This window comes from Caulobacter sp. S45 (genome assembly GCF_009765965.1).
Taxonomy (GTDB): Bacteria; Pseudomonadota; Alphaproteobacteria; order Caulobacterales; family Caulobacteraceae; genus CAHJWH01.
This window is the reverse complement of sequence record NZ_LMUL01000011.1, coordinates 113,253-131,802: the sequence shown is the minus strand read 5'-3', so window position 1 is coordinate 131,802 and position 18,550 is coordinate 113,253. Positions and strand designations below refer to the sequence as shown.

14 protein-coding genes are annotated in these 18,550 nt (G+C 58.9%); 10 read left to right on the top strand and 4 right to left on the bottom strand.

Annotation, left to right across the window (positions count from 1 at the left end; translation table 11 throughout):
* Positions 1-259 precede the first annotated feature (259 nt).
* Positions 260-1,777, top strand: coding sequence for an oligosaccharide flippase family protein (locus tag GSQ87_RS06875; protein ID WP_158914633.1), 1,518 nt, complete (start codon positions 260-262; stop codon positions 1,775-1,777).
* Between the two features lie 146 nt (positions 1,778-1,923).
* Here GSQ87_RS06875 and GSQ87_RS06870 read toward each other — a convergent pair whose 3' ends face one another.
* Positions 1,924-3,228, bottom strand: coding sequence for a UDP-glucose/GDP-mannose dehydrogenase family protein (locus tag GSQ87_RS06870; RefSeq protein WP_158914631.1), 1,305 nt, complete (start codon positions 3,226-3,228; stop codon positions 1,924-1,926).
* 183 nt (positions 3,229-3,411) lie between these two features.
* Positions 3,412-4,404, bottom strand: coding sequence for a glycosyltransferase family 2 protein (locus GSQ87_RS06865; RefSeq protein ID WP_158914629.1), 993 nt, complete (start codon positions 4,402-4,404; stop codon positions 3,412-3,414).
* A gap of 203 nt (positions 4,405-4,607) precedes the next feature.
* Here GSQ87_RS06865 and GSQ87_RS06860 point away from each other — a divergent pair, with 203 nt between their 5' ends.
* The 6 genes from GSQ87_RS06860 (at position 4,608) to GSQ87_RS06835 (ending at position 11,275) form a co-directional block, all read left to right on the top strand.
* On the top strand, positions 4,608-5,576 hold the full coding sequence (locus tag GSQ87_RS06860) for a glycosyltransferase family 2 protein (RefSeq protein WP_158914627.1): 969 nt from the start codon (positions 4,608-4,610) through the stop codon (positions 5,574-5,576).
* Between the two features lie 14 nt (positions 5,577-5,590).
* On the top strand, positions 5,591-6,520 hold the full coding sequence (locus GSQ87_RS06855) for a glycoside hydrolase family 16 protein (protein WP_158914625.1): 930 nt from the start codon (positions 5,591-5,593) through the stop codon (positions 6,518-6,520).
* Between the two features lie 96 nt (positions 6,521-6,616).
* Positions 6,617-7,315: a sugar transferase gene (locus GSQ87_RS06850; protein WP_254062788.1), complete on the top strand. Its 699-nt coding sequence runs from the start codon at positions 6,617-6,619 to the stop codon at positions 7,313-7,315.
* A 1,222-nt stretch (positions 7,316-8,537) separates the two neighbouring features.
* The gene (locus GSQ87_RS06845; protein ID WP_158914623.1) at positions 8,538-8,870 is read left to right on the top strand and encodes a VanZ family protein; all 333 of its coding nucleotides are present in this window, start codon (positions 8,538-8,540) and stop codon (positions 8,868-8,870) included.
* A gap of 504 nt (positions 8,871-9,374) precedes the next feature.
* Positions 9,375-10,223, top strand: coding sequence for a glycosyl transferase family 1 (locus tag GSQ87_RS06840; RefSeq protein ID WP_158914621.1), 849 nt, complete (start codon positions 9,375-9,377; stop codon positions 10,221-10,223).
* The gene (locus GSQ87_RS06835) at positions 10,220-11,275 is read left to right on the top strand and encodes a glycosyltransferase family 2 protein (RefSeq protein WP_174241408.1); all 1,056 of its coding nucleotides are present in this window, start codon (positions 10,220-10,222) and stop codon (positions 11,273-11,275) included. The genes GSQ87_RS06840 and GSQ87_RS06835 overlap by 4 nt, the downstream gene beginning before the upstream one ends.
* 687 nt (positions 11,276-11,962) lie before the next feature.
* Here the strand turns inward: GSQ87_RS06835 and GSQ87_RS06830 are convergent.
* A complete protein-coding gene (locus GSQ87_RS06830) occupies positions 11,963-12,529 on the bottom strand; it encodes a hypothetical protein (protein ID WP_158914619.1) in 567 nt (188 codons plus the stop codon).
* 343 nt (positions 12,530-12,872) lie between these two features.
* Here GSQ87_RS06830 and GSQ87_RS06825 point away from each other — a divergent pair, with 343 nt between their 5' ends.
* On the top strand, positions 12,873-13,739 hold the full coding sequence (locus tag GSQ87_RS06825) for a 2OG-Fe(II) oxygenase (protein WP_158914617.1): 867 nt from the start codon (positions 12,873-12,875) through the stop codon (positions 13,737-13,739).
* 941 nt (positions 13,740-14,680) lie between these two features.
* Positions 14,681-15,910: a glycosyltransferase gene (locus GSQ87_RS06820; RefSeq protein WP_158914615.1), complete on the top strand. Its 1,230-nt coding sequence runs from the start codon at positions 14,681-14,683 to the stop codon at positions 15,908-15,910.
* 46 nt (positions 15,911-15,956) lie between these two features.
* Here GSQ87_RS06820 and GSQ87_RS06815 read toward each other — a convergent pair whose 3' ends face one another.
* Positions 15,957-16,820: an SPOR domain-containing protein gene (locus GSQ87_RS06815; protein ID WP_158914613.1), complete on the bottom strand. Its 864-nt coding sequence runs from the start codon at positions 16,818-16,820 to the stop codon at positions 15,957-15,959.
* Positions 16,821-17,462: 642 nt separating this feature from the next.
* On the opposite strand from GSQ87_RS06815, the gene GSQ87_RS06810 reads away from it, so the two are divergent.
* Positions 17,463-18,269 carry a metallophosphoesterase family protein gene (locus GSQ87_RS06810; protein WP_158914611.1) on the top strand — a complete coding sequence of 269 codons (807 nt, stop codon included), beginning with the start codon at positions 17,463-17,465 and terminating at the stop codon, positions 18,267-18,269.
* Positions 18,270-18,550: the final 281 nt, after the last annotated feature.

The window sequence follows — 18,550 nt, the reverse complement described above, 5'->3', positions numbered from 1 at the left end:
CGCTCTCGTCTCGGGTGATGGCCCCAGACTTGCACGCGGTTCATTTGTCTTTTTCGGTCCGCCGAGATCTGCTGTAGAGCTCAGCGTTGGCGCATCGCTTAGGCGCGCGGGCGTGTAAACGTCACTCTGCCTCGGGGTTGGGCCAAAAGACGGGTTTGCACCTTGAACAGGAAAGGCTAAACGGCTCGCGAATCCGGCTCTCATCCTTCCAACTTGGCGACCGCCAGGGCCTGCAACTCGAAAGCCATTTGCGAGTCCCATGGACCTGAACACAAAACGCCCGCCAAACGCTCAACACGGAAACCTCGGCCGCCGCGCGCTTCACGGATTGATCTACGCCCTGGCTCAGAACGGGGTTGCGCGTGCGTTGAGCGTAGTGAGCCAGTTTGCCCTCGCGCTGCTTTTGCAGCCGGCGGATTTCGGCCTTATCGGTTTGGCTAACACCGTGACGGCCCTGACCGCGACACTTGTGAGCTTCGGGGTCGACAACGTCGTCCTGCAGCGCCACGAACGAATGCGCTTTTGGATGGGGGCTGCCTTTGGAATAAGCTTGACCTTATCGCTCATCACCGCGAGCTTGGTGCTCGCGATATCGCCCGCGGCCGCAATCTTATACCGGGCGCCCCAGTTGGTGAGTCTGCTCGCGCTTGTGGCCGTCGCGATGCCGCTTGGGGCGTTGTCCAGCGTCCCCGGGATTATCTTGAGGTCGCGAATGCGCTTCGGCTTTATCGCCGGATACGGTTCCGCAGAGTTGACCTTCCAAACCGCCTTAACGATCTTTCTTGCCTGGCGGGGATATGGCGCATACAGCTTTGTCCTTCCCCCTCCCATAATCGCTATTATCCGAGCCATCGTCTACTGGCGAGTCGCCGGCAGAGGACTTAATCTTAATCCGCGAATAAAGAAGTGGAAGTTTCTCTTCGGGAGGAGCGTGTCGACTTCCCTCACCACGATATTAATTGGATTTATTAACCAGGGCGATTATTTTGTCTTAGGTCTAGTTGTCACCCGAGTGGCGCTCGGTCAGTACTATTTCGCTTTTCGCCTGGCGGCGCAGCCTGTTTGGATTTTGGCGGGCAACTTTAATCAGGTTATCTTTCCTGCTCTCACCCAGTTGAGATCGGACCCCCGGCGGCAGGGAGAAGCCGCGTTGAAGGCGGCCAAGCTTTTATCTTACTGCATTTTTCCGATCGCGCTGCTTGAAGCAGCTACCGCGGATCCGATCCTAAGAGGCATGTTTCACACCAAGTGGCTGCCCGCCATCCCTTTAATCCAAATTTTGAGCATCGGCATCGCACTTGACGGCATGTCATGGATCGCGGGATCGCTGCTTGCTGCTCAGGGGAAGTTTCACCTAACCTTGAAGTACTGCGCCATCCAGGTGCCAATATTCTTTTGCTTAGTAATACCTGCCGCTATTTTCTTTGGTGGATACGGCGTTGCGATTGCGGTCGCGACGTTCTATGGAGTTACACAGCCAGTATTCGTTTATACTGTTTTCTCCAAATCGGGGGTCTCGTTAGCGAAAGTTATGATGCTGTATTTGAAACCGCTCGGTCTGTCTTGCCTAAGCGTGGGAGTCGGCATAATTGCTGCGAAGCTCCCGTTTTTCTCCGGAAATTGGTTTCTGACGGTCGCCGTTATTGGCTTGGTCAGTCCCCCAACCTATGCCGCCTTTGTGCTTTTGGCTGCGCCTGAGGTTGGACAGGAATTCCAGGCCCGATTTGCGGGCGCGCTCCCCGCACCGATACGGCGTTGGTTGCCCAAGAAGACCTGAATCACTCGGCCGTCCTATAAGGGGGCCCCTACTCCGCCCGCGAAACGCAGCCCTCAGGCGCGCTGGCCGTCGTTCGAGGCGAGGCGCGCAGCGAGCGCTCGCCCACAAGCGACGCCTTTGGCGCTGTCGGGGCGACGGAGCCGCTATCAGCTCCGGCCTATGCTCGAATAGGTGAAACCAAGCGAGCGCATGTCCTCCGGACGGTAGATGTTGCGCAAATCCACCATAACTGGCGAGCGCATCACCCCTTTCAGGCGAGTGAAATCCAAGGCTCTGAACTGATCCCACTCGGTGGCGATAACGATCGCGTCCGTGGCTTCCGCAGCATCATAAGCGCCTGACGCAAACCTGACCCCGGTCAAAACTCGCTGCGCCTCCTCGATCCCCTCCGGGTCGAACGCGGAAATCTCTGCGCCCGCGGCCTGGAGCGCGGGAATGATAGTTAGGGACGGGGCATCTCTCATATCATCGGTGTTGGGCTTGAAGGTGAGCCCGAGCACGCAGATACGCTTGCCGCTCACCTCCCCGCCCAGCGCTTGGGTGACCTTCTCCGCCATCGCGGTCTTGCGCCTATCGTTGACGTCGATGGTTGTCTCAATCAGTTTGAACGGCACGCCAGCATCCACCGCCGTCCGGGCCAGCGCCTTGGTGTCTTTGGGAAAGCATGACCCTCCATAGCCAGGGCCGGCATGCAGGAATTTGGACCCTATCCGTCCGTCGAGGCCGATACCTTTCGCAACATGCTGAACATCTGCGCCTACTGCTTCGCAGAGATCTGCGATTTCATTAATAAAAGTAATCTTCATCGCCAAGAAACCGTTGGCCGCATACTTTATCAGCTCTGACGTCCGTCGTGATGTGAAGACAATCGGCGTTTCGTTCAGATAAAGAGGGCGATATAACTCTCTCATGATCGCCTTGGCCTTGTCGTTGTCAGTTCCGACAACGACACGATCCGGCCGCTTGAAGTCGTTGATGGCCGCCCCTTCGCGCAGGAACTCCGGGTTCGACACGACAGCGAACGTTTCTGCAGAGTGGCGTTGGCCGAAAATTGCTTCGACTTCATCGCCTGTGCCTACTGGAACAGTCGACTTCATGACGATGACTGTGAATCCGGAAATAGACTTCGCAATTTCTTCGGCTGCGGCGTAAACATAAGTCAGATCGGCGTGCCCATCTCCTCGGCGCGAGGGGGTCCCGACGGCGACAAAGACTGCATCTGCACTGCTCACCGCCTCGCCGAGGTTAGTGCCAAACACCAGTCGCTGTTCGCGAACATTTGTGGCCACAAGCTGGTCTAACCCCGGTTCGAAAATCGGCATTTGCCCCGCTTTTAGGCGATCAATTTTATGAGGGTCGTTGTCGATGCATGTGACCTCATGGCCAAAATCTGCAAAGCATGCACTAGATACAAGGCCGACATACCCTGCTCCGACGACAGTCACCCGCATCGCTTCACTCGTCCTCAATGGCCGGCCGTGCTCTACATGAGCCGGGCTCGAATTAACAGGTGCATTGTGTCTGTAAGCGGTCCGCGAGCGCAAACCGACATTTTCATGAGCGTTCGCTTGGCTTGGCGCGCTTAAGGTTGTGGCCTAGAGCCGCCCCTCTCTGGGGGCGGGTCAAGCGTCGGCTCAAGGCCGTTTTTCGGCCTCTTCAGTGGGAACGTCGGAACCCGGACGGACCTGGCGCGAACTACGCCACTTTCGCACCGCACTGCGGGTCTTCGTCAGGGCCCGCTTGGAAAGGGGCCGCCACATGTTGGCGTTTAGGAAAGCGCGCGCGAGCTGCCCGGGCTCCCCGCCGCTCACGATGTCGTCCAAGCGCCTTTCGACCGCAAGGCGCCTGACTGCGGAAATCCGCCGTCTTAGCAAGCGCTGCATTCGCGCGTCGCCTCTCACCTCGGCAAGGGAAAGCAATGCGACGCTCTGGTCGACCTGGGCCTGGTAATTCAGTCGCGTGCGGCTCATGCCAGACGTTCGGATCGTGTATAAATATCCAGGGTTACGGAAAAATTGGTAACGCGCGCCCAGGAGCAGCGCCGACACGATAAAGAGAAAATCTTCTCCGTGTCGAGACTCCACCGGGTATCGCAAATTGTGCGTGTTAAGGAACTCTCGGCGAAATATTGGCTTTAATAAGCCCCAGTCGGGTTGGGGGTTATAGGGTCGGGCATGGTCTACAAAGTTGTAGCGATCAATCAAAAAGGTTTCTCGCTCGTCGACTAAGGCAGGACCGCTCGTCCAATCGGAGGCGGGGTCAAAAAAACGGAAATTATCGGCGACGATATCGACGTCCGTGGCCCCCATGTTGCGATTTAGAGTCTCCAGCCGGTTGGCGACAAAGGCGTCGTCCGCATCTAGAATGGCGACCCAGTCGCCCAGCGCGACATCCAATCCGGCGTTGCGCGCCTTTGCGGGGCCGCCATTTTCGCTAAGGGCGACGATGCGTACGCAGGCGTGACGCTGGGCGAGCAGGCGAGCGGTCTCGAGCGTGGCGTCCGTGGAGGCGTCGTCGACGATGATCACCTCTAGCGGAGGATGCGTTTGGCCCACAGCCGACTCCACGGCCCGGTGCAAAAACCCCTCTGCGTTATACGCCGCGATAAGGACGCTGATCGTAGGCAAGTCTGGATCCTTCTGCCTTGGATATGGATTTCACGCTAGCGCGGGAAATCGTGCGCCGGCCGCTAGGTGACTACTCAGCGCAAATGCCTTATGCCACAGCCGGCGTAGAACGGCGAAAGTCAGGATGCATCACGTGATCGATCTCACCGCAAGCTCCAAATGCGCAGCCCTCAGAGCAGCGTCTTATTGTTAGGAGCGTCGCTATGAGCTCTCCGGCTTCGTCCAATCCCGTCTGTGTCATTATTGCGGCTAAAGACGCCAGGGATACTATACAGCGGGCCGTTAGCTCTGCGTTGGCTCAACCGGAAGCCGCAGAGGTCGTCGTGGTTGATGACGGGTCCCAAGACGCCACTGCCCGTCTCGCGCTCGATGTCGCCGACGTCGGTGGTCGTTTGAGCGTTCATCGGTTTGAGCAGAATCAAGGGCCAGCGGCCGCTCGCAACTTTGCCATGTCGAAGAGTCGCTCGCCGGTCGTCTGCGTTCTGGACGCCGACGATTACATGCGAGAGGGCCGTCTCGCAAAAATGCTCGAGCATTGGCATGATTGCGATTTACTGGGTGACGATCTGGCCTTCTCGCTAGCGTCCTCGCCCGACAAAGTTTTCGGCCATCTTTTTGACAATGAAAATCTAGATGTTGCCCTCAGCTTTTCGCATTTTGTAGTCGGCAATATCTCTAAGCCTGGTCGAGAACGTCGCGAATTGGGATTTTTGAAGCCGCTGATGAGCCGATCCTTTTTGGAGGGGCATGGCCTTCGATACGACCCCTCGCTCCGACTTGGGGAAGATTATATCTTATACGCCTCGGCCCTCGCAGCTGGAGCGAGAATGAAGTTGGTCACCGCCTGCGGATATGTCGCTGTGGAGCGCCCCTCCTCGTTGAGCGGACGGCACGGCATAGACGATCTAAAGGCGCTGCTGCAGGCTGATCTTAACCTGGCGAATTTGTCTGGCTTGACGCGGGACGACCGGATTGCTGTGCGCGCGCATGCCGCCAGCATCCGCCAGCGAATCGATCTTCGCGAGGTGCTTTCCACTCGCCAACGGCAAGGGATGACCCGGGCGGTGCTTCACATGCTAAACCGACCCCGCTCCATCTCCTATATCCTCGCTCAGACCGTTCGCGATCGGATGTCGCGACGTGTCGCCCGTTCATCTCACGTCTCCGCATAGCAAGAAGGCCTCCGATGCGCCCATCGACGTCCTTGGTTCGCCCAGCTTGCGCCTTGATTCTGGCCTGCATCGCGGTAATGGTCGCCCGCCCAGCCGCTAGCGCCAAGGACGGCGTCGCTTCGAATTCCCAAGAGCGCACGATCCATCTTCCGTCCGAGCCTGAGTCGCTAACGCTCTCTTTCTCCAGTGATTTTCAGGGATTTGACGCACGCCCCTTTAACCCAGGAAAGTGGCAGACGAACTTCGGGTACGGCGACGCAAATGCGCGAGCAAGCCGCACTCTCCCCTCCAATGGGGAGCAGCAGGTCTACGTCGACCCCAACTTTACCGGAGGTGGAACGACTCCTCTCGGTATAAGCCCATTTTCGGTGCACGGTGGTCAGCTTGACATCACCGCCGACCGAACACCGGAACAGGCTAAGCCTTCGGTATGGGGCCTTCCCTACACCTCTGGCCTCATCACCACCCGTCAGTCATTTCACCAGCTCTATGGCTACTTCGAAATGAAAGCCAAGCTCCCTGCCGGCCGAGGTCTTTGGCCGGCGTTCTGGCTGTTGCCAAGCGGCGGCGGCTGGCCGCCAGAACTCGACGTTATGGAAATGTTGGGAAACGACCCGGGGACGATCTACGCGACGCCGCATTATCGCGAGAATGGCGTTCCCAAGTTCCATAGCTTTCCCGTCAAGGTTCAAGGCGCTGCGAGCGGTTTCCACCTTTATGGGGTGGCCTGGAACCACCAAACCATTCGCTGGTATGTCGACCGGCAGCCAGTCGCGGAATTTCCGACACCGTCGGACATGAATGTGCCGATGTATATGCTCGCCAACCTCGCTGTCGGCGGCTACTGGCCGAAGAATCCCGACGCCACCACGCCATTCCCCTCTGTCATGACAATCGCCTATATCCGCGCCTATAGGTATTCCGATCAGGCCTCTGGGCGATAGCTCGTCCTTAGCGCACGGCTATTTCTTTGTTCGCACATGCGATGTTGCGCTGCAAAAAAGCGTGGTCCGCGCCTCTCCGCCATGCTAGGATTTGGGGTGAGCAAGGGGCAAATCATGGTGGATGCGCTCGATACGGTCGCCCGCTTTACTGTGAATTCGGTTAGCGTCCCAACCGCAAATCCCGGCGGCATCTCGGCGGCGCGCGTAGCGGATTTGATCTTAGCGACCATAGCGCTGCTTTTCCTTGCGCCGCTAATGGTGGCAATCGCGGTGGGGATATGGGTTGAGGATGGAGGGCCGGCCCTCTATTTCCAGGCGCGTATCGGCCGCGGGGGTCGAATGTTCCGCTGCCTCAAGTTTCGCAGCATGGCGATCCATGCAGAGGCTCGACTCAAGATCCTTCTCGCAACGGATCCCGCCGCTCGATGTGAATGGGATCGAGATCATAAGCTGAAGTGCGATCCCAGAATCACACGGCTTGGGTCCTTCCTGAGGAAATCCAGCCTGGATGAGATTCCTCAGCTGATAAATGTTCTTCGCGGCGAAATGACCCTTGTCGGGCCCCGCCCAATCGTCGTCAGCGAGGTATGGCGTTATCGACGCTATTTCAAAGAATATTGCTCCGTACGGCCTGGCATAACTGGGCTCTGGCAGGTCAATGGCCGAAACGACGTATCCTATCGACGCCGCGTTGCTTTGGACGTCGCCTTCTCAAGATCATATAGTTTCAAGGTATATATCGCTATCTTAATAGCAACCGTTCCCGCAGTCTTGCTGCGAAAGGGTTCATATTGATTTTCCCTTCGGGCATGCTGTAGAAATCCTAGACTTCGCTATAGTTTATCTCACGAAATTGGATCGATTCGGGCGGGTCAGCCGCGGGCTGGCCAGCTGGACGATCGGACGAGGCCCTCGCCGGCGGCGCGCTATGACATCGATCCGCTCGCCATTTTTTGGATAAAAATCCGCGTTAACGGCACGATAGCGGTTTGGGCCATAGCCTAAGGTGTAAATGCGACGTTCGCGTTGCTAGCGCACCGTTTTCGGTCGCATCAGCCCGAGGCAGCGCGCGGGCGGCCTGTGGAGTTGAAATACCAAGGTATGTTCTCGATTTTGGCGATCTTTCCCCAGAGCACGTTCAAGCGATTCGCTTATATCGCGTGGCTGGGTGTAGGCGCTTTCATATCTCGATCTGCTGGTGCGCCGGTCAGAACGTTTTTATGCTTCGTCGCGCTTGCTGTTGCCGCTCGAGGATTTGATCTTTATCTGAACTCTGGTGCTGGCCGCCCCCTCCGTAAGCTTCTCCGCCGCGCCCACCTCCTACCTCCAAGGCGGCGCGCCATCTATGACCCGGACAGTGGGATATGTTGGGGAAGTTATTACGAGGAAATACGATCCGATGAGAAGGACGGCGGGCAGGCGAAGTGAAGCGTGGGGTTGTTCTAATCTCTAAGCCCGAACCTCAATGCTGAGGCGAACTCACCACAGGGCTGGACGCGCTGGCGCTGCGCCCTCGACTGGGACGATCGGTGTGCTGCGATGGTCTGGGCACAGCGGGGTGGTCACGGCGATCTATCCCCGAAGTTTTTACGACCAGGCGTGATTGGAATGGGGTCAGGAATGGAGCCGGCGCCGATCCCTCGGGTGCCTCCAGACGTGTCCAACGAAGCAGGCGCGGTCGGACCGCCGCTAACCCCCCGACGCCAGGTGTTGGATCGGGGGCGCTCGTTTGCGCGAAAACCGCCTTCGCCGACGCCGCCATGTTTTCCCCCGAGACCGGTCGAACGGCGGAGACTCGGGCGTTTTGGATTTGCCAACATCTGGCGCTCATCGCAACGCGCGGCGCGTGGCTCTCCCGAGGCGACGTGGTCGATGGATTTAGTGGGCCTGGTCAGCCGTGCGACGACGGACATCGCTAGCAAGCAAACGACGCTGTGAGCTTGACCATCGCCAAGCTTCCAGTCCACAGGGAGTGATGCGGGGTTGGGCTTTGCTCATCGGAGGGATCCTCACGGCCTTGATCGGCTTCGCGACGCTTGGACCTTTGCACTATCGCCCTCACACGGGGCGCCCTGATCTGGAACGATTCGGCGCTTTTTTTCTAGCGGGGGTCTGTTTCGCCATCGGGTTCGCCAAGTCGCCCTACCGCACCGCCGTCGCCATGGTTTTCGCCGCGATCATGCTTGAGGCGGCGCAGGTTTTAGCGCCCGGGCGAGATGCGCATTGGCATGACGCGGTCGTGAAGAGCCTAGGGGCCCTCAGTGGACTATCCGCCACGTACGCCATGCGGCGCGCCTTACCGCCGAAACCCCATCCCAACGATCTTCCAGATGTTTTGAGTGGCGACTAAGGCCGCATGATGCGCTTGCGAAATCCTTCCGGTCTGCGAGACACAGTCCTACGGGCGGGAGACACCGAAAATGCACCGATTTGGCCATAGCTCTCCTACCGGCGCGTACGAACCTTTGATCCGACCGAGGAGCCTGGAAAGCGGTCCATCGCGATGATGGAGTCCGTCGATGGGCGAAGTGCCGACCCGCGGCCAGAAAGCCAGCCCCTGGCCCCGACCAAGCCGGCGCCGATCGCTTATTTCGTTCACGATTTAGCCGATCCTGCGGTGCTCCGGCGCGTGCGAATGCTGAGGGCGGGAGGCGGCCAGGTTGTGGTTTTAGGTTTCCGTCGAACCGCTGAGCCGGTCCTGCTTCTAGACGGTGCAAGCTGCGTCGATCTCGGACGTACCTTCAATTCGAAATTGGGGTCACGTATCATATCGGTCGCCACGCAACTTCTCGGCCTCAGAGGTCGAAGGCGGCACTTTCAATCCGCTAGTATTTTAATGGCTCGAAATCTGGAAATGCTGGCCATCGCACGTCGGGCAATGGCGCTGTCCAGTCCTAGCGTTGAACAACGGTTGATCTATGAGTGTCTCGACATACATCGCGTCATGTTGTCCGGGGGTGTGAAGGGCGGGGCGATCAGGTTATTGGAGCGATACCTTCTTAAGGCATGCAATCTTTTGGTTGTAAGTTCACCTGCTTTTTTAGCTGAATATTTCAGGGCCATTCAACACACAGAACTGCCGGACTACCTCGTTGAGAACAAGGTGCTGTTGTTGGACGGGCGGACACCGGCTCTGACGACGTCCGCCCCTAGGATGCCTTGGCGGATTGGCTGGTTCGGTGTCATACGCTGTCGCAAAAGCCTCGATTTGCTAATCGATTTAGTCAATCGGCTGGAGGGCGACGTCGAGGTGATCATAAGGGGGCGGCCAGCCTACGACATCATCCCCGATTTCGACGAGCGCATCTCTCGAAATGATTATATTAGCTTTTTCGGGCCTTACTCCGCTGGAGATCTTCCGTCCCACTATGGCGATGTCCATTTTAGCTGGCTGCTCGATTACTATGAAGAGGGACAAAATTCCTCCTGGCTATTGCCAAACAGACTGTATGAGGGCGGCGCATTCGGTGCTGTCCCCTTCGCCCTCGCCTCGGTGCAGGTCGCAGCCTGGCTTCGCGAACATGGGATAGGCGTCGTTCTGGAAAACCCAGCGACCGACCTTTTCCAGTTCTTCAAGGATTTGACGCCCTCCGCCTTTGAAGCGTTGAGCCAAGCCGTGCGCGGTTTGCCGGCTGCGTTGTTTGTCGCCGATCGGAGGGATTGCGTTAACTTGGTCGACGCACTGAACGGGAGCACCGATTGACCCTTGCAACGATCGGACTGGGTGGGTCGGACGCGCTCGTCGTCATTCCGTGCCTAAATGAGGAGGCTCATCTCCAATCGCTCCTGAGCAGCCTGTTGAAGGATCCCGCCGCACAGGAGGCGCGGATCGTGGTCGCCGACGGGGGAAGCACCGACGAGAGCCGAGCCATTGTTCGCGCTTTAAGCGTCGAGCATCCCCGCGTGGCGTTGCTCGAAAATCCGCGTAGAACCCAGAGCGCTGGCGTCAACTTAGCGGTCCGGACCCATGGAGCGGGCAAGACCTGGCTTATCCGGATCGACGCCCACGCCGGTTATCCGGAGCGATACATCTCCGCGCTCATCGAGACCGGTCTGGCGACCGATGCAGATTCAGTGGTGGTGCCGATGATCACCCAAGGGCGTGGCGTGTTTCAGGCGGCGGTCGCTGTCGCGCAAAACTCCGTGCTTGGGACAGGGGGAGCCGCCCACAGGCGGCTCAGCGGCGGCGGCTGGGTGGACCACGGTCACCACGCCCTTTTCCGTCTAGACGCGTTTGTCGGCGCTGGCGGGTACGACGAAGGCTTTCCCGCTAACGAAGACGCTGAACTCGATGTCCGGATAATGCAGCGCGGCGGTCGTATCTGGCTCGCCGATCCCCTGGCGATCACCTATCACCCCCGTCAATCTCTGAGGCGGCTATTCAAGCAGTACTATCGCTATGGCCAGGGACGCGCCAAAACCTTACGACGTCACCGTGTAAGGCCGAAACTCCGTCAAATCCTGCCCGTGGCTGTGGCGCCGTCGGTGTGTCTGGCGGCGTTCTCATCGGTGTCAGGGCTCGCGGCGCTTCCTGCAGCCCTCTGGGTCATTGGCTGTCTGGGGTTTGGCGTCGCACTCGCTGTCCGCGAACGTTCGTTCCCCATGGCCCTGTCTGGCGTCGCTGCGATCACCATGCACCTTGGCTGGTCGATGGGATTTTGGACCCGGATCCTTCAGCCGCCAGCGGCCTTCGCTGGTTGGGAGGGACCGTCTTTGCAGGTTGCATCGCGCGAGAGTCGGAAAACCCTTCCCTAAGGGACGAGGTTCTTGTTTTCGGGCTGCCCCCCCGGCCCCGATCGCCGAGTTTGCGCCACCGCACTTCGCGTCGGCCCAAAATCGCCAGCGATTTCGCCAACCCTTTTCAGCTCGGTCATGCATGTCCAAGTCGAGGTCGCGTTAAAAGCCTCCCTCTGGAGCGGCGAGCGAGGGCGGCAGGGCCCAATCGCTAAGCTGGGGCCTTCCTTTGAGGTCGACTCCATCCAACCGATCAGAGCGCCTCCTCTGGAGATGAGAGCTGATGTTGTCGGCGAACCGCATGTCATAAATCGGTATTAACCCTCCGCATCAACATAACCCTTACCCTGCCCTGGTATTCTTAACCTCGAAGAGGGTACAATGAGCGCTCAGCAAAACTGCGTCAGGGCCGAGCCAAAAGCAGATCGGGTCGCTAATCCGCTCGTCCAGCCCTCCCTCGCGGACGTTCAATCGGCGCCGCGGCCCTCGCCGGCGCGGGACTTACAAAGGCAGCTTGACACGGCCTTGGTCCCGGATCCAGTAATCGAACGGTGGTCGCTCGGCCGACGGGTCGTGGTCATTGGGATCTGCGCCAGCGCGCCGTGGGCCTTGATGGGTCTGGGAGCGTGGCTCGTGCTTCGCCGGTGACGCGCGCGCTGCGGCCCTCAACCAGTTCTGTCCGCCAATCAAGACCGCTCTCAGCCCTGCTCAGAGCAGAATGCAGCGCCCTAAACCGATTGCCTTTGGATGGTCGGGGATACGGACGCCATCAGGCTGCGTGGGGTGATCCGTTCGATGCACGTCCAGCGCCTCTTCATCGTACACAACGGAAGAAATGCTTAGCGTGGTCCGGCGGTGACCGGCAGCACGCCATGGCGCATGGCTGCAGGAAAATACCAGCGCCGCTTCGGCAGCCAACCGATAGCGTATGGTGGCGAACTCTGGAAAGGTAAGCTCACCGCCGCTAAAGGCGTCGTCCAGATCGATCGAGATGGCGAACCGTCGGTGCGCTGTCGACGGCCGGCTATCGTCGAGGTGCGGCCAGTAGTGGCCGTGATTTCCGCTGTCTAGCACCCGATAAGAAAATCGCCTGATCCGGATGGGCCGATATTTGAACGCCCGCCACGGCTCCGGCCCAATCTGGCGGCTAATTCGATCGACGATTCCGTCGATCAGCGCCGGGTTCGTTAGCTCGTTGTCTTCCCTCGATTTAAAACTTCTATCCACGCCGCGTTCCAGGCCATTCTCGGGCCGCCGTTCCACAACCAACGGCATGGCCTAGCTACGTTGGTGATCTGCGACACGTCGGGCGCACAGTTCCGGGCCGAGGACATCGGGTATAAAGTGGAGCGGAACTGGAAATCGCAGATCGCCGGGGCGCAATTTGGCGACACGTCTCTCGCCTTTCGCTTCGCCTGTCCGATAGGCCTCCAAAGCCGTCGAGATTGGAAACGGATAGACCGGAAGGCTAAGGCCTCCGTTGTGATCTCGAACAGATCGAAACGACCCAACACTCGGCCCAAGGGCTCGCCCCTAGGATGTATGCGGTGGTGATTGCATCCGACCTCGGCTCGATTAATTGCTAGCTAGGAGAATAGGTGGTCTTGTGGGACGCGCGATGATGACGCTCGACATTTCCTTTGAGGGCGCAGCAAAGCTCGCTCAGTCTGCGCTGAGCAAGCCCGCCGGCCATGCGGTCGCCTTTCGGGAGTTGGCCGAGATCTGCCGGCGCGCAGGCGCCATCGCTGAAGCGAGAGCGGTCCTCGGGCGCTTTCTTGAATTGGATCCTCCGGCGATTCAGAACCCCTATATCGCGGAGTTGGCGACCGTTCTTGGCGGAGAACTCCGGCAGAAACCGACTGGACTTGAGGGCGGCCCGTCGCGTTTTGTGCGCGTGAGCGAGTTTGTCAACGATGCGATCTTGGCGCAAATCATCGCCTTGACGCAAAAGGGACTGTCAGGCGCAGTCTCCTCAGCCATCTACAATCGGGATTATTCCGGCGTAGAAGCCACAAGTCGCATTTCCACTGTCCTCACGGATGTTGAGGAGTTACGCACTCTATTAATGCCCGAGGTGAAAGCGTACTTTAAGCAACACAAGGTGGCGCAAACTCTTGGATTTGACCGCGACGATCTGAAGAAATATGAGTTTCAAGCGACCTGCCACGGAGACGGGGCGTTCTTCAAGCCCCACGTCGATAACAACACCGACGAAATCTATAGGGGCCGAGCTATAAGCTTCGTATATTATTTCCACGTTCCCCCTAAAAGGTTTTCGGGAGGTGCGTTGGTTCTCTACGATCGACAAGACGGCGCAACATTTTCGCACACAGGGTTCACTCGTATTCTACCTCAGCAGAACAGCATCGTTTTCTTTCCCAGCGAAACGCTCCACGAAGTCGAGCCCGTCAAAACCGCGAGCGCCGACCCAGAGACCGCCCGTTTCACCCTGAACGGTTGGTTTCATTATCCGGGCTCAGATTGAGAGCTAATTGCCTAGGCTCGCCCTTGGACCCTCGAAGGGTCATCGAACTCTAAGGGCTGCTTGGCCAGATCCGACATCAACTGGATCAATGCTGAACATTCTAGCGTGTCGCCAGAGACCGTGTCTCGAACAGCCAGCGCGCGTCGCCTCGGCTTGCGTCCAGAGATGCGGATCAGGGCGTCTCCAATCGCGTCAGGAGCCGTGATGCGAATGTTGAAGCCAAAAGAAGCCGAGATCGCCGGCATACGCCAATACGGCTGCGACTCCCATCGCCACCAAGGCTGGACGCATACGGGTCAGGTAATCCACAATGGGACGGGCGGCGCGGGGGTAACTTCCGTAAGACCGGTAACTGCCGCGCCGGCGCTTGCGCCCCGGTGAAGACCCCTCTGAGGACAGTGTTCTGCCCCTCGCCCATCCCAACGCCCGCCACGGCGCGGCGACGCCAAAGAGAGTTCCCGACAGCCAAGCCAGCGCACACAATGCGTAAAGCTGCCACAGTCCAATCACCATCGTCCAATGCACCGACCGACCTGGAAGGTGGAACCATTAACCTTTAGATGTGGCGAGGGCGAGGCTTTTTGCTCAACAAGGCTCGTTGCGACGGCATAGGCAGTCGGGCGCCTCAAAATAGGCAAACCCACATCGGAGATGCCGCGCAGAGCGTGGGGATGGCGTTGGTTCGGGGGCCAACGCCTTATATGGTTTCCACGCTGCTCAGAGACGTGAGGCGGATTTCAAACGCCGGATTTGAAAAAATCTGGTGGCTAGGGAAGGGCCATCCCGAACTAAAGCGCGGCAAGCGCCGGTAAGCCTGCCCTTAGTCGTTCAACACCAAAACGGGTGACTTGGGAAGCGTCAGGCGATTAATCAGACCCATGATTGCTCTGGGTTGAGTTTCGTTCATGGTTTTGCCTCGGCAACCAAATGTGAGCCAGACAATGCTTTTATGTGTGATGCGAATTCCGCCTGCCATTAACGGACATGGCGGCTCACAACGATCCTGGCATCTTCTACAAGCTCTCTGTCAGGTCGATCGCGTGCACTTCGCCCTGATCTATCGGGAGTCGGACCTGGGCGTGGGGGAATGGCCGCTCGCCTCGATCACCCCATTTTGCGAGCGCGTTACAAAGATCGCCCTGCCCGACTACGCGTCGGTCGCACGTCGCGCCCCAATGTTGCCGAACCGGATCGAAAGTGGTTGGCTCGATTACCTCCGCGTCGGATCGCATGGCGCCCCACGCTTGCGTGAGCGGGATTACAAAACGATCGCCGCGCAATTGCCGGTGCGCGATGTCTCAACTGTGTTCGCCGGTCGCTTGCCGTCCGCGTGGGTTGTCGACGCTCTGCTCGCTCGCGGACTTCTGCACGCGGAACGGAAGGTTTGCGACTTCGACGACATCATGTCTCACTTCCGGGCTAGGGAGCTCGAAAGCAGGAAGTTGGAAATGAGCCGACAATGGCGGCTTCTCCAACATTTGGACGTGGGGCGGCTTAAAGCGGCGGAGCGTAAAATCTGCGGGACATGGGATTGCGTCAGCGTCGCCAACGACTCCGATATTGACGCTCTCAAATCCTTCGGATCGCGCCGCGCCATACACGTCCCAAACATCGTCGACCGGCCCTGCCTCAGCGACTCCGTTTCAGAGAAACGATTTAGGGTTCTTTTCGTTGGCAACCTTAACTTCCGAGCCAACCACGACGGCCTCATGCTTTTCCTGGAACACGCCTGGCCTCGCCTGCTTCGAGCCCATCCTGGCTCGGTCCTGCGTGTCGTCGGCCTTTCGCCGCCCCCAAGCCTTCGCAGCGCCTGCGACGCGCCCGGCGTCGAGTTGCACGCCAACGTTCCCGACGTTGAGCCTTACTATGCGGATTGCGACGTTGTCATCTCCCCGGTCTTGTTCGGCAGCGGGACGCGTATCAAAATCCTGGAAGCCATGGCCTATGGTCGAGCTGTGGTCTCTACAACGATTGGCGCCGAAGGGCTCGGCGCACAGCCAGGTAAAGACCTCTTAATCGGCGACACCATGCCCGAATTTGCCGATGCGCTCATCGCTCTCGCGCGCAATCCTGGTTCAGGCCATCAACTTGCGCAAAACGCGCGCAGGCTTCAGCAATCCCGGTTTGGACCCGATGCTATGGCCGCAGCCATAGAGTCGATGATTACCTAGGCTTTAGCTTTATCTGGCTTGGCGCTTTTAAAAAGATGGGATCTCTCTACTGATTAAGGTTCGATCTGACAAAACAGTCAAGCTTATTTTTCTTTAGAGCCTGGCAATATGTTATGGCTGCTTCCGCCGTGGGGAAGCCGGACACGAGTAAGCGCCACACGACGCGGCCGCCAACGTTCGCCCTGGCGCCCAGGTGAACCATAGTGGTCAACGCTGGACGGCGTCCGCTTAAACTAGCCCAAGCCCTGTCGAGCGCCCCTTGCGAGGCGTAGGCTCCGAGCTGAACGTCAAACGGCGCGTCCGCCGCATCTCTGTTCGGATCAGGCGCAGCCTCGTACCGGCCCTGGGCGACGGATGGTTTTTCCCTGGCCGCTGCAACGCCCGCTGGCGCAAGGACGGCAGGTGCGCTTGACGGACGATCGTGTTTACAGACGTAGGTGATCACCGCGCCCAAGTATGGCCCGCTTTCCGCGCGCAACCAGGCCTGGGTCAGGGTCAAATCCCTGGAAGCGCCCGTTTGGCCCTTTCCCTCATAAAGGCGCATCGACTTGGGTCGCGCTTGCACTAGGTCACAGCGAACATCCAAGTCGATTTGAGCCGAGCGGCCGCCAAGACTGGTCGCGAAGGACGGGGCCAACGCCTCCAGCCATAGCTGCACCTCCCAGTGGTGACTCGCCTCAGCGGGCTGGGCGGATGCAACGGCGATGGCGTATCTGTCGCGTAGAGCCGCGATATGAGCGACGGGAAACCTGTCGATGCGATCGATCCAGCGACGCGCGGCGTTTCGATCGTCTATCGGAGGGTAGCTGAGCTCCGACGCTACCGCGGTCGACGATTTCGCCTCGGCTGCCCGCGCGCCGGCCGCCAGCAGGCTGACAGCGATCAGGATCGAGAGGCGTGCTCTATTCATCCGCCGAATCTCCATGGCCAAACACCAGGCTCTCCACCAGTCGCTCATGACTCAAGCTCGTGCGAGTTCCGAGCGACATCTGCAAGCGTGCAGGCGGTCGGATCGTCGACTGGCTCGTCGATCGACGCTCAACCGGCGGCTCCGCCGCGGGGCGCGGCCCGATCCGGGGCCGAAACGACCGTCGCGGTGTCCCTCAGCGAGGCCGCCTTCGGTCCAGGCGCTATTTGGCGCAAAATTTGCCTGGATGGACGCGTGTCGGTACAAGGAGGGGATCATTTGTCTCGTTTTGGTGAGCTCTATCGAGCGGCTCCTTGGCTCTTGTGTTGCGCCTGGTTATCATTCGGCTTGAAAATGGTGCTGACGGATGACCATCCGGTTCGGAATGCAGCCGCCTTCGGTGCGGTCGTCTTGGCCTGTAGGGCGGTCCTATTGCTATGGAGTCGGTTCGGGCCGCCTCTCCCCAAATGGGCCCGTCGGTTTCACAGGCGTATGCGACCGACGCGGGTATACTACGACCATGGAACCGGCGTATGCTGGGGCAGCTATTATCACAGACAGACGGGCGCGTAGCAGGTCGCTGAAGCGTTCGGATCCAACGCGATCTAGGATCGCAATAGGTAAGGAAAGGCCCCAGAGGTCCCAATGATCCTATTGGGTCGGGCGAAACTCAGCCAGGGCGCAGCGCGACCGCCTCGGCACGATTGGCCCAGGAGTAAGCGTCTGGTCTATGCTATCGGCGACATTCACGGGCGGCTGGATCTCCTGCAAGCGATCGTCGAGAAAATCCGCGTCGACGCGACGAGCCTGCAGCGCCGGGGAAAAGCGACGCTGATTTTCCTGGGCGATTATATCGATCGCGGGCCTGATTCCAAGGGTGTGCTCGATTACGTGACGCACCTTCAAGATCGCTCCGAGTTTAAGGTCATCACGCTCAAAGGCAACCATGAACAAGGTCTCAATCAATTTCTTGCCGATCCAGCATTTGGCCCGAAATGGGCCAAGCGAGGGGGCAATGCGACTTTGTTGTCGTATGGCTTAACCAATCCCTCTGAGGAAAGTCCCGCGCAAGAGTGGGTTTCCACGCGGGATTGTTTGGAAAAGAGCATGCCGAGATCGCATCGTTATTTTCTTGAAGATCTCGATCTCAGCGCCACAATCGATGACTATTTCTTCGTTCATGCTGGCGTCCGCTGTAGCGTCGCGTTGAACAAGCAGGTCGAGCGCGACATGTTGTGGATTCGGGGCGATTTCCTCGAGTCCAGTGAGATTCTGGGGAAGGTGATTGTGCATGGTCACACGCCGGCCCCCGACGTCGAACTCATGGGTCGTAGAATCGGCGTCGATACCGGAGCCTATGTGACGGGAAAGCTTTCCGCCGTGCGGCTGCTGGGCCATACGCAGTGTGTGATTCAAGTGCACCTGGACACGCCTGCAAGGACCAGCCTTTAGGCTCATTCGCCTGAGGCCACAGATGCCCGCCGCAATCGGCGATCCATTTCGTCCAGGTTCGATCGCGCAATTTGGACCGGCCGTCGTGACCTCATCACTCGCCTTGGGACCCCGTTTCCTGACGAAACCGCCGGACTGGCAGAGGTCGGATCAGAAGACGGATCGGCGAGCTCCCCACGAACGCTATAGCCTTGCAGGCGGCAAACCGCAGCGGCGACGCGAACGGGGAGGCGCCAGCACGCCTCTCTTGCATACCTACGAGATGCCGCGTCATTGTAACC